Genomic DNA, 19,563 nt, shown 5'->3' with positions numbered 1-19,563 from the left:
CATGCTACTTTAGCACCGCGCCACAGGGACGCTGCTGGCGCGTACCGGACAGATCGATTGCCGCACAAGGACGTCATCCATGAGTCATGAGACCAACTCCGAACTCGATCAGGCCAACCTGCGCATCGTGGTGGCCGCCATCGCGATTGTCTACATCGGCGCGCTGGGGTTCTTTCCCGGTCAGTCGGTGGACACCTACGTGCCGGTGATCCTGTACATCGTCGCGTTCCTGCTGGCCTCCATCGCGCTGCGCCAGGTCATCGCGCGCTGGCCCGGGCACTACCCGGCGCGGCGGGTGCTGGGCATGATCCACGACTACACCGGCACCTCGTTCGGGCTGGTGGTGGGCGGTGAAGCAGCATTGCCGCTGTATGCCGTGATGGTGTGGGTCAACCTGGGCAACGGCATGCGCTACGGCTCGCGCTACCTGGCGATTGCCACGGGGCTGGCGTTGCTCGCGCTGCTGATCGTGTACCGGCTGACGCCCCTGTGGCAGGCGCAACCGTTCATGGTGCTGATGCTGATGATCACCAGCACGGTGATCCCGGTGTACGCGCATATTTTGCTCGAACGCACGCGCAAGGCTTCTGAAGAAGCCATCGCGGCCAACCTGGAAAAATCGCGGTTCCTGGCCCAGGCCAGTCACGATCTGCGCCAGCCGATCCACTCCATCGGTTTGTTCACGGCGTGTTTGCGTGAAGCAAAGCTTGGGCATGACGAACAGCGGTTGGTGGACAATATCGACCGCTCGCTGCTCAACGTGTCGCAGCTGTTCCGTTCGATTCTCGACCTCTACACCCTCGACAACGGCAGGCTGTTGCCCAAATACCAAGTGATTCACCTGGGCGAATTCCTCGCCGACCTGGTGCACCAGCACGCCGAGGCGGCGCACTGGGCCGGCGTGGAACTGCGCCTGCGGCCGTGTGCGTATTGGGTGCAGGTCGACCCCGCGATGTTGGCGACGATGGTGCAAAACCTGCTCTCCAATTGCTTCAAATATGGCGCGCAGCGCCCGGTGCTGATTGGCGCGCGCGTTCGCGACGGCGGCGTGTCGGTACAGGTGCATGACCAGGGGCGGGGCATTGCCGAGGAACATCAGGCGAAGGTCTTCGAAGAGTTTTATCGGGTGCGCCAACTGCGTGACAAGGACGTCGAAGGCGTGGGCCTGGGGCTGTCCATCGTCAAGCGGCTGGGGCAGTTGATGGGCGTGCATGTGAGCCTGCGTTCGCGGCTGGGCCATGGCACCTCCGTGAGCCTGTACGGCCTGGCACTGGCGACGGCGCCGCGCCAACCGGCTGCGCGAGACGACCCGCGCCAGGCCGGCTTGCTGACGGGTCTGAAAGTCTGCCTGGTGGAAGATGACCACAACGTGCTGTTGGCCACCCAGGCCTTGCTGGAGCGCTGGGGCTGCGAGGTGCAGGCCGAATCCAGCGGGCAGGGCCTGGTCAGCGACTGCGACATCATCGTCGCCGACTATGACCTGGGCAACCACGCCACCGGCATCGAGTGCATCGATGCCCTGCGCCAGCAACGCGGCTGGGCGGTGCCGGCGCTGATTCTGACCGGGCACGACGTGGAAAAAATCCACGCTGCCCTGCATGACCGCAAGATCGCGACTCTGTCCAAACCGGTGCGGCCTGCAGAGCTACGCGGCACGCTGCGTGACCTCAGCCAGCCAAGCGTCACTGCATGAACGGTGCGGCCTGACCGCCTTTGGCGCCTTTGGGCATGCACCAGGCGCTGGGTTTCATCAGGCCAAAGCTGGCCACGGTGAACAAGCCGCCGCTGGCACCACTGGGCACGGTGCAGTTGTAATCACCGGACGCGGTACTGGCGATGTAGTAGGTGGTCATGGAGTCATTGCGCACGTTGGAGATACGCTTGACCGGCTCACCGAGGTTGGTTTCCGACAGCGTCTTGAGATGGTCTTCATTGGGCTTGACGTTGCTGCAACCGGCTATGCCGATGATCAGGGCGCCAAGCAGGGCGAGACGGATAACGGGGGCGTGCAAGTTCATGAGGCTTCTTCCTTGGGATTGTCAGGGTTTTTCCAGCGCGCAAGGCACCCTCGCGCAACAGGCGTGCGGTGCCGGGGGGAGCGGTGGAAGTGCCGTGGAATATAGCGCCGACGGGCAAAGGGGTCGATTAGCACAAGTGTGCTAATGGCACGATGAGGTCATGGACGGAGAGAAGCATGCTGCAGATTAAACGCGCCACCCAAGCGGACGCCCAGGCGGCGTTCGACATTCGCCTGTTGGCCATCCGCAGCCAATGCATCGGCGCTTACAGCCGCGAACAGATGCTGCTGTGGACCCGCGGCCGTGCCGAAGACGGCTACAGCGCGCTGATGGACAAACCGTTTTACCTGGGCTGGGTGAATGGCGAGCCCGTGGTCACCGGGATGCTCGACCCGGATAACCACGAAGTGGGCGCGCTGTTTGTGCTCCCTGAATTCGCCGGACGCGGGTATGGCAAGGCGATGCTTGATCACTTGGAAAACGTTGCGCGGGAATTGGCCATTGAGCACGTGGTGCTGGATTCGACGCTCAACGCGGCGAGCTTCTACAGAGCGTGCGGTTATGTGGGCGACAAACAAGCGGTGTATCACTCGCCGTCGGGGCTGACCCTGGCGTGTATACCGATGACCAAGCGACTGATTGCTGAACACGCGACTAGCTCCGGCTAACACAGGCAATTCCTGTGGGAGCTGTCGAGCTCCGGCGAGGCTGCGAAAGCGGTGGGGCAGGCGACCGGTGTTTCGGCAGTGCCGCCGCCATCGCAGCCTCGCTAAAGCTCGACAGCTCCCACAGGGGATCGCGGGCGGGGTTGGAGAGGGCGTGCGCGGCCGATCAACCGAAGCCTCGGCGGCGTCCGGGCATAGACGCGATCCCTGTGGGAGCTGTCGAGCCCCGGCGAGGCTGCGAAAGCGGCGGGGCAGGCGACAGCTGTTTCGGCAGTGCCGCCACCTTCGCAGCCTCGCTAAAGCTCGACAGCTCCCACAGGGGATTGGGGGCGGGCTTGGAAGGCCGTGCGCAGTCGCTCGATAACCTGCTTAACCGAGTCCCCCTGAACCGCCGGCGGCGTTGGGCTTTCGCCAAACTCGCGCCACACAAACAGCGTCAACTCGGCGCCGTCGGTCAGCGTCTGTGCTGGCGCCTGCGCGCCAAAACCTTTCAGCACGCGGTAGCGCGGGTCCTGCCAAAACGCCTGCTCGACCCAGTCGTACACCGGGATGAAGTGAAAGTGCAGCGGGAAGCCGGGCATGTGCCCATAGCGGCTGATGTACAGCCATTTCGGCTGCAGCTGCGCCTCGATCACCCGTTGGGTTTTAGCCAGCAAGCCGCCCAGCTCAGTCAGCGCGGCTTCCGGCATGTCGGCGAGCGAGTCGATTGGCGCTTTGGCACCCAGCATCAGGTAGCCCGGCAGCGTTGACGCCAGGTGATGGTTGAGCCGCCAGTGCTCGGTGTCGTGAAGGATGAAAGCGGGGTCGATCGGCATAAGCACGCGTCCATGAGAGCCGGGCGGGCAGGATAACAAGCGCGAGCCCCTGTATCCCACAAAAGCCGGCGATCTGTGTCTATCGCTGCGCGTGGTGGGCGGATAGGGTCGAGCGACGTTAACTGACGACCGAGCCCATCATGCAACTGACCGCTGTCCCGTTTGCCACCACCGACTGGTCCACCCTCGAACCCGAACTGCACCCAGGCGTCACCGGCACTGCCCTGTGGCGCACGTGCCACTTCGGCACCACCCGCGTGCGCATGGTCGAATACACGCCCGGTTACCTGGCCGATCACTGGTGCTGGCGCGGGCATGTGTTGCTGTGTCTGGAAGGGGAGTTGCACACGCAATTGGAAGACGGCCGCGAGTTCACCCTGACGGCCGGGATGAGTTACCAGGTGGGCAATGACATGGAAGGGCATCGCTCATCCACCCTCACCGGCGCGAAGCTGTTTATCGTGGATTGAGCCTCACCCTTTGCGATACACCCGAGCAGACGCCCGCGCCAGGTCAATAAAGTTCTGCAGCGGCGCCGAAGGGTTGAACGCGCGCCGCACCAGGGTGATCGGCGCCAGCAGCTTGGGCCTGGCGTTGTTGATCCGGCAGTACGCCACGCTTTCGCGGCGCAGAATCAGGCTATCGGGTCTGTTTGCAGATATAGAGAAAGTGTTGAGGGCAGAGCTTTTGGATATGGCATTGGCGGGGGCTGGCAGGGGCCGGTTGTGGCGAGCGGGCTTGTGTGGCAAGCCGGCTTGTTGTGGCGAGCGGGCTTGCCCCGCGTTGGGGCGCGAAGCGGCCCTGAAACCAGGCGCCGCGCTTTCACTGATGTACTGTGGTGGATTGACTGGGGCCGCTGCGCAGCCCAACGCGGGGCAAGCCCGCTCGCCACAACAAGCTCACTCGCTACAAAAATCCCGGCTCGCCACACGGTGGCTTAGTGCATCGTGCTGTGGTCCATACCGTCCAGCCCACGGGCCGGCGCTTTGACTTCAATCGACTGTTTCTCGCCCTTGGCGTTCTCCACCGTCAGGGTCAGCGGCACCTGGTCGCCTTCCTTGATCTGCCCGGTCAGACCCATCAGCATCACGTGGTAACCGTTGGGGTCGAGCTTGACCGCTTTGCCTGCAGGCAGCGCGACCGAGTCCACCGGGCCCATGCGCATTACGTCGTCCTTCATGCTCATCTCATGGATCTGCACGTCCTTGGCCACCGGCGTTGCCACGCTGAGCAGTTTGCTGTCGGTGTCGGCGGTGACGGTCATGAACGCGCCGCTGGACGGCTGGCCCGGCACCGAGGCGCGAACCCACGCGTCGGTCACCAGCACCTGGGCACTGGCGTGCGCCGCAAGGCCCAGCAGGGACAGGCCGATCAGGGTGCGCTTGAGGTGTTGAACAGCAGTCATTAGCAGACCTCCATGACGGTGAGCAGGTCTTCTGCGCACTCTTTAGCGGTAAGGGATGCCGACAGGCCCAGGCGCAGGTTGCCGCGGGTGTCGAAGACGAAACTGGTGGCCGTGTGCGACAGGGTGTAGGTGTCGCCGGCGGGGATCTTTTCATAAAAGATCCCGAACTCCTTGGCGGCCACGGCGATTTCTTCCGGGGTGCCGTAGAGCGCTTCGAAGCTTGGGTCGAAGGCCTTGACGTACTTGTCGAGAATCGCCGGGGTGTCGCGCTCGGGGTCGAGGGTGATGAACACCACTTGCATGATCTCGCCGTCGCGGCCCATCAGCTTCTTGGCCTGGGCGGCGCGGGCCAGGGTGGTCGGGCACACGGCCGGGCACTGCGTAAAGCCGAAGAACACCACCGGCATCAGGCCACGGAACGAGCTCAGGGTGACGGTTTCGCCGTCGGTGTTCTTGAGCTTGAAGGTGCGGCCCATGATCTTGTCACTGAGGTCCTTGCCGTACTTGAAGTTCAGCTTGGGGCTGTAATCACAGCCGCCCAGCAGGCTGCCCAGGCCCAACAGGCCCATACCGGTCAGCACTTTGCGGCGGGTGAATAACGTACTCATCAACTGTGCATCCTGTGAAACGCCTGGATGACTCTGTAACGGCATAGCAGGCTTTGAAAAGGAGTAATGATGCGGGTGCACAGTCTACCAACCCAGGCCAGCCCACGTAATCTGCGACGTTCTGCCACAGGGCGCGCCGTGCTTCATCCCTTTGGGGCTTCAGTGGTAGAGTCGCCGCCATGAAATTGAGCCACCCCGACCGTTCGCTGATCGCCTGGGCCCTGTACTTCTGCGTGCTGATGAACCTGTTCGTCTGCGGTTTGGGCCATGGGCAGATGCTTGGCGAGCAACTCAACGGCATCGGTGGTGCGTTCTGCTCGGTGGACGGTAGCCAGGCGCCACTTTCCGACAAAGGGTTGGGTAACCCGGCGTCTGGCAACATCTCGAACTACTTTGCATGCCCGGTATGCGCTGCCGTGACCGTGGCCATCGTGTTCCTCATCGGGCTGGCCTGGCTGTTGGGCCTCGGACAAACCCCGCGTCCTGCCCATGAGCGGCGCAACAAGGCGCCGCCGCGTTATTCCTGGCCCTCGGCCAACCCCCGCGCTTCCCCCGCATTCTGACGTGTGCCTTGGGCTTCCTGTGTTCAGGAGGCGTTCTATCGTCACGACTGTGAGTGTATTTCATGATCTCTGTATTGCCTGCAGGCGCCAGCCGCCTGGTCAGCAAGGCATCTCGGCGTATGCGCGCCGAACCGACACTGGCTGATTACCCGAGCAATTCGCGCTGCTTCGTGCACCTGGATGCACGGTTATTGCCGTATTGGCACACCTTGTTCGACATCTGCCCGGCCTTGCTCAAACTGGATCCACCGGAAGGGTTGAACCTGTTTCGCAGCTTCATGACCTGGGCCTATCACAACCAGCCGCCGCTGGACTGGACGTATCACCTCAACGTTTGCCGCTGGCTGCTCGCCTCGGGGTATCGATCACAGATTGATGAGGAGCCCATCGAGGCTTTCATGGCGGCCGCGGCGGCGCGCTGGATCACTACCGATCAAAGCCAGGCGCAGGGCGTGGTCGTGGGATGGCGAGGGGCGAGGATTTTCGATTGGAAGGGCAGTGCGTTGGCAAGCGTCGAACATCAGCCATTGCCAGCCCCGTTGGACGACTTCGGCTGGTGCCCGTTGAACCGTCAGGGTGATTTCAGCGGTTGGTTGCCAGTGCCCTGAGTCCTTGAGAGGCCACGGCGGGTCCCAGGCCACGCCGTGGCCATGGGCGAAAGGCAAGCGGCGAGGCGTTTCGCCTGGCCCTTGTTAAGCGGCTAGTTGCTGCTGCTGCTGCTGCTGCTGCGCGGAGTCTTTTTCTGAGTCTTTTTCGCGGGTTGCTTGTGTGAAGTTCCGCTCGTCGAGGCCTTCTCTTTGGGCGGCGTTTCAGCCTTTTTGTCACTGTCGGAGGGGCTGCTCGGATAGGTGCCTGGTGGCAGCGCGGAACCTGCTGCGCTGCTGCCGCTCAGCGAATTGGCGGCGGGGGCGATGGCATCGCCAAAGGCGGCGAAAGCAGGGCTTGCCAGCAGCGCTGAAAAGCCGACGATGAGCAACATCCTGTGGGAAATACTGGTCTTCATGACTCAATCCCCTTGCTTGGGCCGAAGCCCGGGAAACCCGGGCCCCGGTGGTGCTTCAATCAAGACTTCTTGGCGCCGCCGCCGGAGCTGTGGGCTCCGCCTTTTTTGCCGGCTTCAGAAGCTTTCTCACGGTCGTTGGCAAAATTGCCGCCGGAGCCTTGACCGCCACTTTTCTTGGCAGTATCTGGCTTGGCTTTACCGCCTGCACCTGTCGTGGTTTTTCCGCTGGTAGCCATTTCAAAATCCCTCTTCGATGAATGAATCAACGGTGTCGCTTAATTGGGAATGCTCAATCGAAATCAAAGTTTGAAATAGTTCGCGGGCATGCGACGAACGGGTATCAGGCCGCGATCGGCTTGGCGCCCGGGGCTTTCTTGTGCGCGGCTTTCATCGCTTCCATTTCTGCACCAAGGGCTTCGAGCACGGTCTTGCCCAACAGCTTCTTGGCCTGCGGGAACATCTCGGATTCCTCTTCTTCGATGTGGTGCTCCAACAGTTCCTTGACCACTTTGACGCGCCCGGAAAATTCAGTGGTCGAAGGCTCGGTCTGTTTCAGGTCGGGCAGCACCAGAGAGTCGACGGTGCGGTGCTCTTCCTTGGCCTCGTGGTACATGATGTCCTGCTCTTTACCGCCGGCCTTGCGGAAGGCGGGATAAAGGATCTCTTCCTCGAGGCGGGTATGCAGGCTGATTTCCATCTCGAGTTTGGCCAGCAATTCTGTGCGTTTCTTGACGCCACGCTCGGTGGACTCGCTCAATTGGGTCAGCAGCGCTTTGACGCGTTCGTGGTCAGCCTTGAGAAGGTCGATTGCATTCATGGTGGAACCTCACGGATAGCATTCGGGCGCGTCGAAGTGCACGCCTCGTTCCTTGGAGGTTGCATCAGGTGTACCAACTTGGATAACTTGAATAAAACCCTATTAATCAATGAGATAGGAAAACCTGCAAGTCAGCGCATTCGTGCAGCTTGCATGGTTGGGCAGCCAGCAGATTGCAATACACCGCTTCTAGGCGCCGCTGACTTTCCAATGCTTGATGTCTTCGGCAAACACCACCTGCTGCACCTCGTGGGCAATGCCATAGGCCAGCGATTCATGCGCGGCGATGACTTTTTCCTCAGCCGACAGGCACTTGAAAATATCCAGCTGGGTCTCGGCTTGAGTGGTCTCCAATTCATAGATTTTCACGTAGCGCGCCAGGTCGTTATCCAGGCTCGACAGGTATTCACGCAGACGCTGGTGGTCCACTGAACTCTGGCTGAAATACCAGTTCATCGGGTGAATCAAAAACCGTGAGTGCGGCGTGGTGATGCGTCGGTTCGCCGCCAGGAACATGATGATGCCCATGGATTCGATGTTGCCCGCGTTGATCGCGCACAAGGGCACCGGCAACGCCTTGAGAAAGGTGTAGAGGGTAAAGCCGAAATTGGTGCTGCCACCGGTGGTCGACAGGTTCAGCAGCAGGGAACTGGCGCCTTCGCCGATAGCGTCCAGGCAACAGTCGCGAAAGCGCTCGGTGGTGCTCTGGTCGATCTGGCAGTGAAAGTGGATAACGTGCTCGGTCATCCTGAACCTCCTTAATTCAGTACAGGCGAGGTGATTCAGTGTTGAGTCTAGAAGGTCGCGCAGGATTAGCTGCAACCGTTGGGCGTGAGCCTTTGCTGAAAATCGAATGGAACCCTCAGGCCATCTGCTTGACCTAATGCATAGACCTCAGGAGGTGAGCTATGCAATTGGAAACTATCTGGATCATTCTGGCCGTGATTCTGCTGATCTTGGAACTATGGGCGATCAACGTCGTATTACGCAGCACCGGTGGCTGGGAGACCAAAGGGCTGTGGTTGATCATTCTGATTTTTGTGCCGCTGTTCGGGCTGATTGTCTGGGCCTTGTTCGGGCCAAAACGTGAAATGGCCGAACAGCGCAAAAGCTGAGCCCATTGAAGACCGCAAACAGGCGCCCATTGGGCGCCTGTTTACGTTCAAGCGGGTGGTTTAGCCCGCAACAGCTTGGGCAATCGCTTCGTTGAACGCCGGCAAGTCGTCCGGGGTACGCGAGGTGATCAAGGTCCAGCCATTGGCCTTGCATTCCTTGACCTGGGCATCCACCCAACCGGCGGCGCCGGCGTTTTCAAGGTCGATCCGCACGCTTTTGTACGAGGTCAGGGTTTTGCCCTTGATCACGCCTGCATCGATCAGCGTCCATGGCCCGTGGCAGATCGCCGCGATGGTTTTGCCGGCCTTGACGAAGTCGTTGATCAGGCGCAGCGCGTTGGAATCCTGGCGCAAGGTGTCAGCGTTGACGGTGCCGCCAGGGATAACCAATGCGTCAAAGTCGCTGCTTGCCACGTCCGACAATTGCACGTCGGATTCCACGGTTTTGTCCTTCTCGGTGTCACCGACGAAGGTCTGGGTGGTACCGCCTTTGCTGGACGCGTGAGTCACCGTGGCGCCATAACCGCGCAGCGCTTCCAGTGGCTTGACCAGCTCATCGCGTTCGATACCGGTATTGGAGGTGATGATGAGGATTTTCTTGCCGTTGAGTTGCGAACTCATGGTCGAGTGTCTCCTGGGTCAGGGATGGTTTAGTGGTCGTGTTTGGCTTGCAGCTCCTTGGCCATTTTCAGGTGGGCTTCAAGGGTCGGCAGGGTCTTGGCGGCGAAGGCTTTCAGCTCGGCGTTGTCCGAGGAAGCGGCTTCTTTCTGGAACAATTCGACGGTTTTTTCATGAGCGGCGACCTGGTTGTTGGCGTAGGCCTTGTCGAACGACTCGTCGCGCATTTCGAGGATGGCTTTTTTGGCCTTGTCGGTCAGGGCGGCGTCATCGGGTACTTCGATATCCAGCTTTTTCGCCAATGCCGTCAGTTCCTGATTGGCTTTGGTGTGGTCGGTGACCATGTGCTGAGCAAAAGTCTTTACGTCGGCGGAGCTGCTTTTTTCCAGGGCCAGCTTGCCGGCTTCCACCTCGGTGATACCGCCTTGGGCGGCGTCGTCGACAAAGCTGTTGGACGTTGCGGCCATGGCCGTGGAAATCGAGCCCGCAACCAGCACAAAGGTCAGGCCCATTTGTTTCATCAGCAGAGTAGTCATTGTGGATCTCCTTGAAATCAACAGTGGCGTGATGCCGTACCTGACTGTTGAGGGGGAGCCTCGGCAAAAGGTTTAAATTAATTCGCGGTTTTTTCTCCGGTGGTCATGCATGCCAATTTCCTTGAACTATCGAAATTCGACAGGCTCTGCTGCATAAGCGCCCGCTATTTTTTGTGGGCCTTTTACTGCTTGGAGACAAACTGTGACTGCCGATAAAACCCCAACCCCGATCAGTTCCGAAGACGCCCAGAAAGGCACCGACAAAGCCGACAAGGGCTACACGCTGGAACGCCCGAACCCAAAAACCGAAAGCGTCGACAAGGTGCTCACGCCCACGTCGATCAAGGACATCGAACACCAGACCGACGCCATCAACGAGCAAGCCGCCAAGGCTGAGCGCAAGTTGGGCCACTGAGCATGGCCAGGTCGATTACCGCCGCGCAGTTGGGCATTGAGTTAAGGCCTGAAGACGACGCCAGCCTGTTCAAGTGGTTTATCGCCAGCTTCCTGATGGGCAAGCGCATTCAGGCGCCGATTGCTGCGCAGGCGTACAAGGTGATTGTCGAAGAGCAAGGCCGCGATACCGCGCGCAAGTTGCAGCACTGCACCTCCAGGGAGTTGGTGTCGATGCTTGGGCGCGCGCATTACGTGCGCTATGACGAAACCACGGCGCAGCGTTTGCTCGACCTGAGTGCCAAATTGAATGCCGAGTATGGCGGCAAGATCAGCCATATTCGCAGCGCCAGCGAAGACCGTCAGGCCTTTGAAAAACGCTTGGGTGAATTTGCAGGCGTCGGGCCCAAGACCATCGAGATTTTCATGCGCGACGCCGCCAAGGTGCTGTTTTGAAGGCAGCGCTGTATGTGGGCTGCGCGGGGTGGAGTTTGCCGCGTGAACAGTGGCCGGCTTTTGCCGGCGAGGGCACACACCTGCAACGTTACGCGTCGCGTCTCAACGCGGTAGAAATCAACAGTTCGTTTTACCGCCCGCACTTGCCCAAGACCTATGAGCGCTGGGCGCAATCGGTGCCGCTGGCGTTTCGTTTTTCGGTCAAGGTGCCCAAGCGCATCACCCATGAATTGCGCTTGCAGCGCTGCGAAACCGCGCTGGATGAATTCCTCGAGCAGTGCCTCAGATTGGGTGAAAAACTGGGCTGCCTGCTGATTCAATTGCCACCGTCTTTTGGCTATGACGCGGCGATTGCTGCACCGTTTTTCACGGCGTTACGCCAACGATTTGCGGGTGCCGTGGTTTTGGAACCGCGCCACGCCAGTTGGCTTGAGGCCGAGGCGTTATTGCAGGATTTACACATAGGCCGTGTGGTCGCCGACCCTCCGGTCATCGACGCGGGCACCGGCTGGCAGGGCGTGCAGTATTGGCGACTGCACGGCTCGCCGCGCATCTATCACAGCGCGTATGGGCCGGAGCGCGTGCAGGCATTCTCGCAGCAACTGAGCCAGTCCGTTGCCGCAGGCATTCCCACCTGGTGCATCTTCGACAACACCGCCAGCGGTCATGCCACTGCCGATGCGTTGTACTTACTCAACCTCCACGCGCAGCACTTCCAGCCCTAACTGCTCATAGGCTTCGACACTCGGTACGTGCCACTCGGTGATCAGCGTATGGATGCGGCTGCACGGGCCCACCACAAAGGGCTCCACCGCGCCGAGCTTGTCGGCCATGGTCACCGCCACCACGTGCGAGGCACTGTCGAGCAAGGCTTGCTTGACCGCCACTTCGTCGAAATGCAACGAGCTGATGCCCACTTGCGGATGCAACGCGCACACGCCGGTAAACAGCAGGTCGGCCTTGATGCTCTGGATCAGGCGCACGGCTTCGTGGCCGCTGGTGGACAAGGTGGCAGGGTTGAGTTGGCCACCCGCCAAAATCACTTTCACATCCGGGTGGTCGGCCAGGGCGATGGCAATCATCGGCGACGGTGTGACCACCGTCAGGCGGATCGCGCGTGGCAAGGATTGCGCAATCTGCAGCGTGGTAGAGCCAGAATCGAACAACACGATCTGGCCGTCTTCCACGCGGTCGGCGGCCAGGCGCGCAAGGTGGCGTTTGACCTCATTGGTCTCGCCCACACGGGTGAAGAAGTCTTTGCCGGTGTCTTTGGGCCGGGGCAGGGCGCCGCCGTGCACGCGTTGCAACAGGCCGGCGGCGGCCAGTTCACCGAGGTCGCGGCGGATGGTGTCCTGGGACACGGCAAAATGCTCCACCAATTCGGATGCGGTGACTTTGCCGTCGCGCTCCAGCAGCAACAGGATTTTCTGTTTGCGCAACGAAGGCAGGTCGATGGCTTGATGAGTGTTCTGCATGTTTGTGCATCTTTTTGCGGGTTTGTGCGAGATTAGGCCTCTGCCGATATAAACGCAATCACTGGTTGCGCGGCTGATCGGCGGTTACTCTCTGGGCTCAGTTCAGGGAGAGGTGACCTAGATGTCGTTGATCACAACCATCGAAGACTTACGCAAGCTGGCGCAAAAACGTGTCCCACGAATGTTCTACGACTACGCCGATTCCGGTTCCTGGACTGAAAGCACCTATCGGGCAAATGAAAGCGATTTTGCCCGCATCAAATTTCGTCAGCGCGTGGCGCGCAACATCGATGAACGTTCGATCCGCGCCAGCATGATCGGCCAGGACATGGCCATGCCGGTCGCGCTGGCGCCCACGGGGCTTGCGGGCATGCAGCATGCCGATGGCGAGATCCTGACCGCCCGCGCCGCCGCGGCTTTTGGCCTGCGCTACACGATGTCGACCATGAGCATCTGCTCACTTGAGGACATCGCCGAACAGGTCGGCCAGCCATTCTGGTTCCAGTTGTATGTGATGCGCGATCGCGGGTTTGTCGAGCAATTGATCGAGCGCGCCAAAGCGGCGGGTGTGGATGCGCTGGTACTGACCCTCGATCTGCAGATCCTCGGGCAACGCCACAAGGACTTGATCAACGGCTTGTCGGCGCCGCCAAAACTGACCCTGCCGAATATCCTCAACATGGCAACCAAGCCGCGCTGGGTGATGGGCATGCTGGGCACCAAACGCCGTGGCTTCGGCAATATCGTCGGCCACGTTAAAGGCGTGGCGGACATGAGTTCGCTGTCGTCGTGGACCGCCCAGCAGTTCGACCCGCGCCTGAGCTGGGACGACGTGGAATGGATCAAGAAATGCTGGGGCGGCAAGCTGATTATCAAGGGCATTCTCGATGTGGAGGATGCGCGGCTGGCGGCTAATTCCGGCGCCGATGCCTTGGTGGTGAGTAACCACGGTGGCCGCCAGCTGGATGGTGCACCGTCGAGCATCAGCCAGCTGCCGGCAATTGTCGAGGCGGTGGGCAAGCAGATTGAAGTGTGGCTCGACGGCGGCATTCGCTCCGGCCAGGACGTGCTCAAGGCGATGGCACTGGGCGCCAAAGGCACCATGATCGGTCGACCGCACTTGTATGGTTTGGGCGCCATGGGCCAAGCGGGCGTGACCAAGGCCCTTGACATCATTGCCCGTGAGTTGGATGTGTCGATGGCGCTGTGCGGCTATAACGATATACGCGATGTGAATCGCGATATTTTGCTGCCAGGCACCTTTCCCGAAGGGGTTTGCTGAGCAAAAAGATCGTAAAAAAGTAAAAAGAGTTGTCCACGAAAACCGTGGGTATCTCTGTGGATAACTTTGCGAAGGCCCGGCAGGGTTGGCGATTTAACCCTCGGTTAATATTTGATCAACTTGCGGCGCGGGCCAGTATGGGCAGGGTTTACGCTTGACAGCCAAGCGCGAACCCAGTGCCGAAAAGTACTTTCAAGAGTCGCCGTTGCGACCTGTGGAGTGCGTCACCACCTGCGCCGGCATCTGCGCTTGCATGAGTTTTTCCAGCGCTTGCCCATAATTGCGCCCGGCCAGGCTCATGCTGTTGTTATGCGTGGCGCCAGGCACCAGCAGCAGCCGTTTGGGCTCCTGGGCGGCGTCGAACAGTTGTTGGCTGAAACGCGGTGGCACGTAGGGGTCGGCCAGGCCGTGCACCACCAGCAGCGGCATGTGCACGCCGGCAATTTTGTCGATGGAGTCGAACTTCTGCGACAGCAACCAGCGCACCGGCAGTGAGGTGTTGGCCACGGCCGCGGCCGCGTCCCCCAGCGAGGTGAACGTGGATTCGATCACCAGGCCGCGCACGGGCACCGGTGTCTGTTGACTCAACTGCGCTGCCAGGTCGATGGCCACCGCACCACCCAGCGAGTGCCCGTAGATCAGACGTTTGCTCGGGTCTGGCTGCAGCACCTGAAAGCGCTCCCAGGCGATGCGCGCGTCTTCATACACACTGGTTTCCGAAGGCAAATCACCGTGACTCTGGCCGAAACCGCGGTAGTCGATGGCCAGCACCGAAAAGCCCAGTGCGTGCAGTTGTTCAATGCGAAACAGCTGACCGGTGAGGTTCCAGCGCACGCCGTGCAGGTACAGAATCGCCGGAGCATCCTGCTTGTCGGCCGGGTACCACCAGCCATGCAGGTTCTGGCCTGATTTGAAACTGGCGGGTTTTATATCGAATTCCTGCACGGCCTTGGGCAAGCCGGTGTACCAGCCGGCGGTACCCGGTTCAATGCGAAACACCAGCTCGCGTTCCTTGTGTTGAAGCACCGCGCAGCCTACCGGCAGGCCGATGATCAGGATGGCCATGCACAGCAGGGGAAACCAGCGCAGGCCCAGGCGAGACAGAAAACGAGATGACATGAAGGTTCCAGGACAAAAGCGAAGCTCGGGTTTTACCAGATGGCTTTAAGGGGCAGGAATTAATTCGACAGCCGTGAATGGGGATTGCTTGCAAAGTGTTACAGCATTGAACAACGCGTGCCTGGGTTGTTTGGGTGACCAGGACACGGGATACATCCTGCGGGCCAGCAATGGCCAATTCACGGCGACGCGGTTCACTGAGAACCCCGGGGTGGATTACCCGCGCGATCTGGCACGGATCCAGGCCGCCAGCGCTGAAGAGGTTGCGGCCGCGTGGCCGCGCATCAAGCAGCCGCCGGCTCAGGCCGTGACTGCTTCCTGAACCCGATACGCCGCGCGCCGGTCTGCACAAGCGTTTCGCTTGACGCTGACATTGGCGCCGCGACATGCTCGCGCTCCTTTGAGCAGAGGCCAGGCCATGGACAATAGCCCCGTTCGCATCACCGCCGAAGAAACCCTGTCGGACAATTGGTATCTTCTGAAAAAATACACCTTCGACCTGCGCCGCCAGGATGGCAGTTGGCAAGCCCAGACCCGTGAGGTGTACGACCGCGGCAACGGTGCAACGATTCTGCTGTACAACCGCGCGCAGCGCACGGTGCTGCTGATCCGCCAGTTCCGCATGCCCACGTTCGTCAACGATTACCCCGGCTACTTGATCGAAGCGGCCGCCGGCCTGTTGGACAACGCCACCCCCGAAGCGCGCATTCGCCTCGAAGCCGAAGAAGAGACCGGCTACCGCGTCGGCCCTGTGGAGAAAATCTACGCGGCGTTCATGAGCCCCGGTTCGGTGACCGAGCGCATTCACTTCTTTATCGGCGAGTACCAGGCGGCGGACCGCGTTGGCGATGGCGGCGGGCTGATCGACGAGGGTGAAGACATCGAAGTGCTGGAGCTGAGCTTTGAACAGGCGCTGGCGATGGTGCAGAGCGGTGAGATTGTCGATGGCAAAACCATCATGTTGTTGCAGCACCTGGAATTGCGCATGTTGAAAGAAGGGTGGTGATGCGCGATGCGGGCGTGGGCGTTGCTATGGGTACTGGCGGCCGGCAGTCGCAGCGCCGCTGACGCGTTCTACACCTGGGCTGACCCTGTGCCGCCAATGCCCGGCAAATTGCTGCGCAGTGAAGCATTGACGCCGCAGCAGAGCCTGGCGTCGGCCGGGCTGAACCTGCGGATTCTGTATTCCTCCACCGATGGGCTCGACAACCTCACGCCTGTCGCGGTTTCCGGTGCGCTGTTCGTGCCCAAGGGCGCAGCACCAGCGGGCGGCTGGCCACTGATGGCGTGGGCTCACGGCACGGTCGGCAGTTTTGACCTTCAATAACAGCTTCGAGCGTTCGCCCAAGGCGGCGTTGGATCGGCTGGGGCGTGAATCGGCTTATCCCTCGGTGAAAACCGATATTCCGGTCTTTCTCGGCACCGGCGGTAAAGACCGAGATGTGTTTGCACCGGGGCAAAAAGCCTTGGTCCGGGACGCCTGCCAGGCAGGGGACGGTTGGAATGGCATTTGTATCCAGAGCTCGATCACTCCGGGGCGGTGAATGGGTCTTTGGGGGATTCGACAGGGTTTGTTCGGCGGGCGTTTGCGGGGGAGGCTATCAGGGGCAATTGTGGACGATGAGGTGCGGATATGGCCGTTGTCCGCTCGCGCAAACAACAAATCCCGCCATGTGGCGGGATTTGTCGGGGTAAAGCGCGCTAAACAATCAGCGTGATCAGGCCGGGAACAGCTCGCTCAGCTTCATTGCCAGCATCATGTCGCCTTCGGTGCGCAGTTTGCCGCTCATGAAGGCCTGCATGCCGTCGGTGTCGCCGCTGACGATGCCTTCCATGGTTTCGCCGTCGGTGACCAGCGTGACCTGGGCGTCAGGGTTTTCGCCTTCGAGCAGTTCGCAGGTGTTGTTCTTGACCACCAGCGAGAAGTTCTGGGTGTCGTCGATACGGAAACCGAACACCAGGTCCAGGCCGTCGGCAGCGGCTGGGTTGAATTTGGCTTTCATTGCTTCTACAGCTTTGGCTACGTCAGTCATGGTTTCGATCCTTAAGGGTAGAGTCCAGTGACCTTGGGGTCACGGTTGGCCGCAGTTCATCGGAAAGTGATGAGCTGCGGCGCCTTCAACAGTTGCAAGTGGGTATGACTGTTGAAGGAAGCCAGCGCCACCTCGCGTCCACGGAATTTCAGCTGGTTGAGCGAGGTGTTAACAATTTGCCAATTGAGTTCGAACGCCTGGGCGGCAGGCATTCGGGTAATCAAGTGGAGCAGGGCGGTGATCGTGCCGCCGGAGGTGAACACGGCGATCTTGTCCGTGTTCCGGGCGGTTTCGAGAATCCGTTGCAGGCCGCCTTGTACGCGTTCGACAAACCCCAGCCAGCTTTCCAGCCCCGGTGGGTCATAAGTGCCGGCCAGCCAACGCTCGATGATCAACGCGAAGATGCGCTGGAATTCGCTGCGGTTGTGCGCCGCATTGCGCAGGATCTCCAGGGCTTCGGGTTCGGTGCTCAGCAGGTCGGGGAGCAGGGCGCGGATGATCGCCTCGGCGTCGAATTCGTTGAAGGCGCTGTCGATGTCCAGCGAAGGTACCGGCAGGCCACGGGCTGCATATTGATCGAACACGGACGTGGCGGTGTGCTGCTGGCGGCGCAGGTCGCCCGATACACAGCGCTCGAACGTGAGGCCCAGGTCTGCCAGGTGGCGACCGAGCACTTGCGCTTGTTCCACGCCGACGGGCGACAGGACGTCATAGTCGTCTGCACCGAAAGAGGCCTGGCCATGTCGAATCAGATAAATGCTGCCCACGTCCGTTTTCCCGGTACGTTGAAAGTCTGGCGAGGTTATGAGGATGCCGGAGAGCTGTCAATGAAAAAACATACGCTTGTTTTAAAAGCCCGTTAGAGCCCGCTTGCTGGCGGTTTGATCACTGGCTCGAACGCGGTGCCGTCGGTATGCTGGGCCCATCCGCGCCTGGCGCAGTGCATTTTTAAGGAGACATATGGATTTTCTGGCCGAATACGCGAGCTTTCTGGCGAAGACCGTCACCCTGGTGGTCGCTATTGTGGTGGTACTGATCAGTTTCGCGGCGCTGCGCAGCAAAGGCCGTCGCAAGTCCGCCGGCCAATTGCAGGTCAGCAAGCTCAATGATTTCTACAAGGGCCTGCGTGAGCGCCTGGAGTCGAGCCTGCTCGACAAGGACCAGCTCAAGGCCCTGCGCAAAGCCGAAAGCAAAACCGAAAAGAAGAAAGGCAAGAAGAAACCCGAGGCCAAGCCCCGGGTGTTTGTGCTGGATTTCGACGGCGACATCAAGGCCTCGGCCACCGAGAGCCTGCGCCATGAAATCACCGCACTGCTGAGCCTGGCCACGCCGAAAGACGAAGTGGTGCTGCGCCTGGAAAGCGGCGGCGGCATGGTGCACAGCTACGGCCTGGCCTCATCCCAACTGGCGCGTATTCGCCAGGCGGGCGTGCCATTGACCGTGTGCATCGACAAGGTCGCGGCCAGCGGCGGTTACATGATGGCGTGCATCGGCGAGAAGATCATCAGCGCACCGTTCGCCATCCTCGGCTCGATCGGCGTGGTAGCGCAGTTGCCCAACGTCAACCGCCTGCTGAAAAAACATGACATCGATTTCGAAGTGCTGACGGCCGGTGAATACAAACGCACCCTTACCGTGTTTGGCGAAAACACCGAGAAGGGCCGCGAGAAATTCCAGGAAGACCTGGACATCACCCATCAGTTGTTCAAGAACTTCGTGTCGCGCTATCGCCCTCAGCTGGCAATCGATGATGTCGCGACCGGGGAAGTGTGGCTGGGTGTTGCAGCCCTCGACAAGCAACTGGTCGACGAACTGCAAACCAGCGACGAATACCTGGCCACCAAGGCCAAGACCGCCGAGGTGTTCCACCTGCACTATGCCGAGCGCAAAAGCCTGCAAGAGCGGGTCGGCCTGGCGGCCAGCGGTTCGGTGGACCGAGTGCTGCTGACCTGGTGGAGCCGCTTGACCCAGCAGCGGTTCTGGTAATTCCAGACTGCAGGTCAAGCTTTTGTGGGAGCGGGCTTGCTCGCGAAAGGGCCATCCGGGGCGCTGCACCCAGCGCGGTTGAACCGAATCCGCCAACCGCGTCAGGATCAAACAGCACGACACCGCACCTGCGTCGAGCACGCCCAACGAGCGCTCACCCAGCCGACTCGCGGGGCCGATTTTCGCGACTAAGTCCTTGGTTGAATCACGCCCCTGCGAGGCAGCGGTTTTCATGGCTTGCAGCGCATCGTTGAAGGATGCGCCGCCGGCATGCGCACGCTCGGCGGCGTGCAGCGAACAGGCCAGCGGTTCGATGAGGATGGCTTCGTCGGGGGCGATGGATTCCGGGACTTTGTGGATTGCGCATACGATTTTGGCGCTGGATGATGCGACGCGTAAAAGCTGAGGGAAGTATGGCGGCGGGAGTACTGTGGCGAGCGGGCTTGCCCCGCGTTGGGGTGCGAAGCAGCCCCAGTTGAGGCGACTCGGAGTATCAGGAGAATTCGGTCAGCAGGTTTTGGGGCTGCTGCGCAGTCCAACGCGGGGCAAGCCCGCTCGCCACAGGTGGCCCTGCACCATAGATGGCTCTGCTTTGCATATAGCTCTTCTTCACAGGTAGCGCTGCTCTAAAGTGGCCTATTTCGAAGTGTGTGTTG

26 protein-coding genes and 4 pseudogenes are annotated in these 19,563 nt (G+C 60.6%); 14 read left to right on the top strand and 16 right to left on the bottom strand.

What is annotated here, in order from left to right; all coding sequences use genetic code 11:
* Positions 1–79: 79 nt before the first annotated feature.
* Positions 80–1,693 (top strand): hybrid sensor histidine kinase/response regulator, encoded by a 1,614-nt coding sequence (locus FPT15_RS26555; RefSeq protein WP_145165777.1) that lies wholly within the window; start codon positions 80–82, stop codon positions 1,691–1,693.
* On the opposite strand, the gene FPT15_RS26550 is transcribed toward FPT15_RS26555, so the two are convergent.
* A complete protein-coding gene (locus FPT15_RS26550; RefSeq protein ID WP_145165776.1) occupies positions 1,683–2,018 on the bottom strand; it encodes a hypothetical protein in 336 nt (111 codons plus the stop codon). The two genes, FPT15_RS26555 and FPT15_RS26550, sit on opposite strands and share 11 nt — an antisense overlap.
* Before the next feature lie 176 nt (positions 2,019–2,194).
* On the opposite strand from FPT15_RS26550, the gene FPT15_RS26545 reads away from it, so the two are divergent.
* Positions 2,195–2,686, top strand: coding sequence for a GNAT family N-acetyltransferase (locus tag FPT15_RS26545; RefSeq protein WP_145165775.1), 492 nt, complete (start codon positions 2,195–2,197; stop codon positions 2,684–2,686).
* 293 nt (positions 2,687–2,979) lie between these two features.
* On the opposite strand, the gene FPT15_RS26540 is transcribed toward FPT15_RS26545, so the two are convergent.
* Entirely contained in the window at positions 2,980–3,498 is a 519-nt protein-coding gene (locus FPT15_RS26540) for an HIT family protein (RefSeq protein WP_145165774.1), read from the bottom strand.
* 140 nt (positions 3,499–3,638) lie between these two features.
* On the opposite strand from FPT15_RS26540, the gene FPT15_RS26535 reads away from it, so the two are divergent.
* Positions 3,639–3,968, top strand: coding sequence for a DHCW motif cupin fold protein (locus tag FPT15_RS26535; protein ID WP_145165773.1), 330 nt, complete (start codon positions 3,639–3,641; stop codon positions 3,966–3,968).
* Between the two features lie 3 nt (positions 3,969–3,971).
* Here the strand turns inward: FPT15_RS26535 and FPT15_RS26530 are convergent, their stop codons facing one another.
* The 3 genes from FPT15_RS26530 to FPT15_RS26520 form a co-directional block, all read right to left on the bottom strand.
* A complete protein-coding gene (locus tag FPT15_RS26530) occupies positions 3,972–4,115 on the bottom strand; it encodes a hypothetical protein (RefSeq protein WP_256676520.1) in 144 nt (47 codons plus the stop codon).
* Between the two features lie 320 nt (positions 4,116–4,435).
* Positions 4,436–4,903 (bottom strand): copper chaperone PCu(A)C, encoded by a 468-nt coding sequence (locus FPT15_RS26525; protein ID WP_145165772.1) that lies wholly within the window; start codon positions 4,901–4,903, stop codon positions 4,436–4,438.
* Positions 4,903–5,511 (bottom strand): SCO family protein, encoded by a 609-nt coding sequence (locus tag FPT15_RS26520; protein ID WP_119735385.1) that lies wholly within the window; start codon positions 5,509–5,511, stop codon positions 4,903–4,905. The genes FPT15_RS26525 and FPT15_RS26520 overlap by 1 nt, the downstream gene beginning before the upstream one ends.
* Positions 5,512–5,690: 179 nt before the next feature.
* Between FPT15_RS26520 and FPT15_RS26515 the strand changes: the two genes are divergently transcribed.
* Complete coding sequence (locus tag FPT15_RS26515; RefSeq protein ID WP_145165771.1) at positions 5,691–6,074, top strand: DUF2946 domain-containing protein; 384 nt, start codon at positions 5,691–5,693, stop codon at positions 6,072–6,074.
* A gap of 62 nt (positions 6,075–6,136) precedes the next feature.
* A complete protein-coding gene (locus FPT15_RS26510; RefSeq protein WP_145165770.1) occupies positions 6,137–6,682 on the top strand; it encodes a putative natural product biosynthesis protein in 546 nt (181 codons plus the stop codon).
* Between the two features lie 92 nt (positions 6,683–6,774).
* Here the strand turns inward: FPT15_RS26510 and FPT15_RS26505 are convergent, their stop codons facing one another.
* From FPT15_RS26505 to FPT15_RS26490, 4 genes and pseudogenes are all read right to left on the bottom strand, one after another.
* Positions 6,775–7,077 (bottom strand): hypothetical protein, encoded by a 303-nt coding sequence (locus tag FPT15_RS26505; RefSeq protein WP_145165769.1) that lies wholly within the window; start codon positions 7,075–7,077, stop codon positions 6,775–6,777.
* Between the two features lie 59 nt (positions 7,078–7,136).
* Positions 7,137–7,247, bottom strand: a pseudogene (locus FPT15_RS30500) (KGG domain-containing protein); the annotation flags it as partial.
* 170 nt (positions 7,248–7,417) lie between these two features.
* The gene (locus FPT15_RS26495; protein WP_145165768.1) at positions 7,418–7,894 is read right to left on the bottom strand and encodes a hemerythrin domain-containing protein; all 477 of its coding nucleotides are present in this window, start codon (positions 7,892–7,894) and stop codon (positions 7,418–7,420) included.
* A 189-nt stretch (positions 7,895–8,083) separates the two neighbouring features.
* Positions 8,084–8,641 carry an ATP-dependent Clp protease proteolytic subunit gene (locus tag FPT15_RS26490; RefSeq protein ID WP_145165767.1) on the bottom strand — a complete coding sequence of 186 codons (558 nt, stop codon included), beginning with the start codon at positions 8,639–8,641 and terminating at the stop codon, positions 8,084–8,086.
* Positions 8,642–8,802: 161 nt separating this feature from the next.
* Between FPT15_RS26490 and FPT15_RS26485 the strand changes: the two genes are divergently transcribed.
* Positions 8,803–9,009 carry a PLD nuclease N-terminal domain-containing protein gene (locus FPT15_RS26485; RefSeq protein ID WP_106580146.1) on the top strand — a complete coding sequence of 69 codons (207 nt, stop codon included), beginning with the start codon at positions 8,803–8,805 and terminating at the stop codon, positions 9,007–9,009.
* 60 nt (positions 9,010–9,069) lie between these two features.
* On the opposite strand, the gene FPT15_RS26480 is transcribed toward FPT15_RS26485, so the two are convergent.
* Positions 9,070–9,630: a type 1 glutamine amidotransferase domain-containing protein gene (locus tag FPT15_RS26480; RefSeq protein WP_145165766.1), complete on the bottom strand. Its 561-nt coding sequence runs from the start codon at positions 9,628–9,630 to the stop codon at positions 9,070–9,072.
* Positions 9,631–9,659: 29 nt separating this feature from the next.
* A complete protein-coding gene (locus tag FPT15_RS26475; RefSeq protein WP_106580144.1) occupies positions 9,660–10,163 on the bottom strand; it encodes a DUF4142 domain-containing protein in 504 nt (167 codons plus the stop codon).
* 202 nt (positions 10,164–10,365) lie between these two features.
* Between FPT15_RS26475 and FPT15_RS26470 the strand changes: the two genes are divergently transcribed.
* The 3 genes from FPT15_RS26470 to FPT15_RS26460 are packed head-to-tail and all read left to right on the top strand — an operon-like array spanning position 10,366 to position 11,737.
* Positions 10,366–10,578 (top strand): hypothetical protein, encoded by a 213-nt coding sequence (locus FPT15_RS26470; RefSeq protein WP_145165765.1) that lies wholly within the window; start codon positions 10,366–10,368, stop codon positions 10,576–10,578.
* A gap of 2 nt (positions 10,579–10,580) precedes the next feature.
* Positions 10,581–11,012 carry a DNA methylase gene (locus FPT15_RS26465; RefSeq protein WP_145165764.1) on the top strand — a complete coding sequence of 144 codons (432 nt, stop codon included), beginning with the start codon at positions 10,581–10,583 and terminating at the stop codon, positions 11,010–11,012.
* Complete coding sequence (locus FPT15_RS26460) at positions 11,009–11,737, top strand: DUF72 domain-containing protein (RefSeq protein ID WP_256676519.1); 729 nt, start codon at positions 11,009–11,011, stop codon at positions 11,735–11,737. The genes FPT15_RS26465 and FPT15_RS26460 overlap by 4 nt, the downstream gene beginning before the upstream one ends.
* On the opposite strand, the gene FPT15_RS26455 is transcribed toward FPT15_RS26460, so the two are convergent.
* Positions 11,702–12,487, bottom strand: a complete 786-nt coding sequence (locus FPT15_RS26455; protein WP_145165763.1) for a DeoR/GlpR family DNA-binding transcription regulator — start codon at positions 12,485–12,487, stop codon at positions 11,702–11,704. The two genes, FPT15_RS26460 and FPT15_RS26455, sit on opposite strands and share 36 nt — an antisense overlap.
* 121 nt (positions 12,488–12,608) lie before the next feature.
* On the opposite strand from FPT15_RS26455, the gene FPT15_RS26450 reads away from it, so the two are divergent.
* Positions 12,609–13,769, top strand: a complete 1,161-nt coding sequence (locus FPT15_RS26450; protein ID WP_145165762.1) for an alpha-hydroxy acid oxidase — start codon at positions 12,609–12,611, stop codon at positions 13,767–13,769.
* A gap of 192 nt (positions 13,770–13,961) precedes the next feature.
* On the opposite strand, the gene FPT15_RS26445 is transcribed toward FPT15_RS26450, so the two are convergent.
* Positions 13,962–14,888: an alpha/beta hydrolase gene (locus FPT15_RS26445; protein WP_106580139.1), complete on the bottom strand. Its 927-nt coding sequence runs from the start codon at positions 14,886–14,888 to the stop codon at positions 13,962–13,964.
* Positions 14,889–15,027: 139 nt separating this feature from the next.
* On the opposite strand from FPT15_RS26445, the pseudogene FPT15_RS26440 reads away from it, so the two are divergent.
* The 3 genes and pseudogenes from FPT15_RS26440 to FPT15_RS26430 all read left to right on the top strand — a co-directional run.
* Positions 15,028–15,210: pseudogene (locus FPT15_RS26440) on the top strand (short-chain dehydrogenase); the annotation flags it as partial.
* A 96-nt stretch (positions 15,211–15,306) separates the two neighbouring features.
* Entirely contained in the window at positions 15,307–15,894 is a 588-nt protein-coding gene (locus FPT15_RS26435; protein WP_145165761.1) for an NUDIX domain-containing protein, read from the top strand.
* Between the two features lie 6 nt (positions 15,895–15,900).
* A pseudogene (locus tag FPT15_RS26430) lies at positions 15,901–16,512 on the top strand (hypothetical protein).
* 94 nt (positions 16,513–16,606) lie between these two features.
* On the opposite strand, the gene FPT15_RS26425 reads toward FPT15_RS26430, so the two are convergent.
* Complete coding sequence (locus FPT15_RS26425) at positions 16,607–16,921, bottom strand: SCP2 sterol-binding domain-containing protein (protein ID WP_016969749.1); 315 nt, start codon at positions 16,919–16,921, stop codon at positions 16,607–16,609.
* Positions 16,922–16,977: 56 nt separating this feature from the next.
* Positions 16,978–17,688, bottom strand: a complete 711-nt coding sequence (locus FPT15_RS26420; RefSeq protein ID WP_145165760.1) for a histidine phosphatase family protein — start codon at positions 17,686–17,688, stop codon at positions 16,978–16,980.
* Between the two features lie 193 nt (positions 17,689–17,881).
* On the opposite strand from FPT15_RS26420, the gene sohB reads away from it, so the two are divergent.
* Positions 17,882–18,907: a protease SohB gene (sohB, locus tag FPT15_RS26415; RefSeq protein WP_145165759.1), complete on the top strand. Its 1,026-nt coding sequence runs from the start codon at positions 17,882–17,884 to the stop codon at positions 18,905–18,907.
* Positions 18,908–18,979: 72 nt separating this feature from the next.
* Here sohB and FPT15_RS26410 read toward each other — a convergent pair.
* A pseudogene (locus tag FPT15_RS26410) lies at positions 18,980–19,246 on the bottom strand (DAK2 domain-containing protein); the annotation flags it as partial.
* Between the last annotated feature and the right edge of the window lie 317 nt (positions 19,247–19,563).

Origin of the sequence: Pseudomonas sp. RGB, from assembly GCF_007713445.1 — a bacterium.
In the GTDB taxonomy this organism is placed as follows: Bacteria; Pseudomonadota; Gammaproteobacteria; order Pseudomonadales; family Pseudomonadaceae; genus Aquipseudomonas.
This window is presented reverse-complemented; position numbering and strand designations above follow the sequence as displayed.

Excerpts from the sequence above, each read along its gene's own strand:
- FPT15_RS26495 (WP_145165768.1), bottom strand. The coding sequence starts at position 7,894 with ATGAATGCAATCGACCTTCTCAAGGCTGACCACGAACGCGTCAAAGCG.
- FPT15_RS26425 (WP_016969749.1), bottom strand. The coding sequence starts at position 16,921 with ATGACTGACGTAGCCAAAGCTGTAGAAGCAATGAAAGCCAAATTCAAC.
- FPT15_RS26455 (WP_145165763.1), bottom strand. The coding sequence starts at position 12,487 with ATGCAGAACACTCATCAAGCCATCGACCTGCCTTCGTTGCGCAAACAG.
- FPT15_RS26435 (WP_145165761.1), top strand. The coding sequence starts at position 15,307 with ATGGACAATAGCCCCGTTCGCATCACCGCCGAAGAAACCCTGTCGGAC.
- FPT15_RS26490 (WP_145165767.1), bottom strand. The coding sequence starts at position 8,641 with ATGACCGAGCACGTTATCCACTTTCACTGCCAGATCGACCAGAGCACC.
- FPT15_RS26510 (WP_145165770.1), top strand. The coding sequence starts at position 6,137 with ATGATCTCTGTATTGCCTGCAGGCGCCAGCCGCCTGGTCAGCAAGGCA.
- FPT15_RS26465 (WP_145165764.1), top strand. The coding sequence starts at position 10,581 with ATGGCCAGGTCGATTACCGCCGCGCAGTTGGGCATTGAGTTAAGGCCT.
- FPT15_RS26480 (WP_145165766.1), bottom strand. The coding sequence starts at position 9,630 with ATGAGTTCGCAACTCAACGGCAAGAAAATCCTCATCATCACCTCCAAT.
- FPT15_RS26475 (WP_106580144.1), bottom strand. The coding sequence starts at position 10,163 with ATGACTACTCTGCTGATGAAACAAATGGGCCTGACCTTTGTGCTGGTT.
- FPT15_RS26525 (WP_145165772.1), bottom strand. The coding sequence starts at position 4,903 with ATGACTGCTGTTCAACACCTCAAGCGCACCCTGATCGGCCTGTCCCTG.
- FPT15_RS26550 (WP_145165776.1), bottom strand. The coding sequence starts at position 2,018 with ATGAACTTGCACGCCCCCGTTATCCGTCTCGCCCTGCTTGGCGCCCTG.
- FPT15_RS26485 (WP_106580146.1), top strand. The coding sequence starts at position 8,803 with ATGCAATTGGAAACTATCTGGATCATTCTGGCCGTGATTCTGCTGATC.
- sohB (WP_145165759.1), top strand. The coding sequence starts at position 17,882 with ATGGATTTTCTGGCCGAATACGCGAGCTTTCTGGCGAAGACCGTCACC.
- FPT15_RS26535 (WP_145165773.1), top strand. The coding sequence starts at position 3,639 with ATGCAACTGACCGCTGTCCCGTTTGCCACCACCGACTGGTCCACCCTC.
- FPT15_RS26505 (WP_145165769.1), bottom strand. The coding sequence starts at position 7,077 with ATGAAGACCAGTATTTCCCACAGGATGTTGCTCATCGTCGGCTTTTCA.
- FPT15_RS26445 (WP_106580139.1), bottom strand. The coding sequence starts at position 14,888 with ATGTCATCTCGTTTTCTGTCTCGCCTGGGCCTGCGCTGGTTTCCCCTG.
- FPT15_RS26555 (WP_145165777.1), top strand. The coding sequence starts at position 80 with ATGAGTCATGAGACCAACTCCGAACTCGATCAGGCCAACCTGCGCATC.
- FPT15_RS26545 (WP_145165775.1), top strand. The coding sequence starts at position 2,195 with ATGCTGCAGATTAAACGCGCCACCCAAGCGGACGCCCAGGCGGCGTTC.
- FPT15_RS26515 (WP_145165771.1), top strand. The coding sequence starts at position 5,691 with ATGAAATTGAGCCACCCCGACCGTTCGCTGATCGCCTGGGCCCTGTAC.
- FPT15_RS26520 (WP_119735385.1), bottom strand. The coding sequence starts at position 5,511 with ATGAGTACGTTATTCACCCGCCGCAAAGTGCTGACCGGTATGGGCCTG.
- FPT15_RS26540 (WP_145165774.1), bottom strand. The coding sequence starts at position 3,498 with ATGCCGATCGACCCCGCTTTCATCCTTCACGACACCGAGCACTGGCGG.
- FPT15_RS26450 (WP_145165762.1), top strand. The coding sequence starts at position 12,609 with ATGTCGTTGATCACAACCATCGAAGACTTACGCAAGCTGGCGCAAAAA.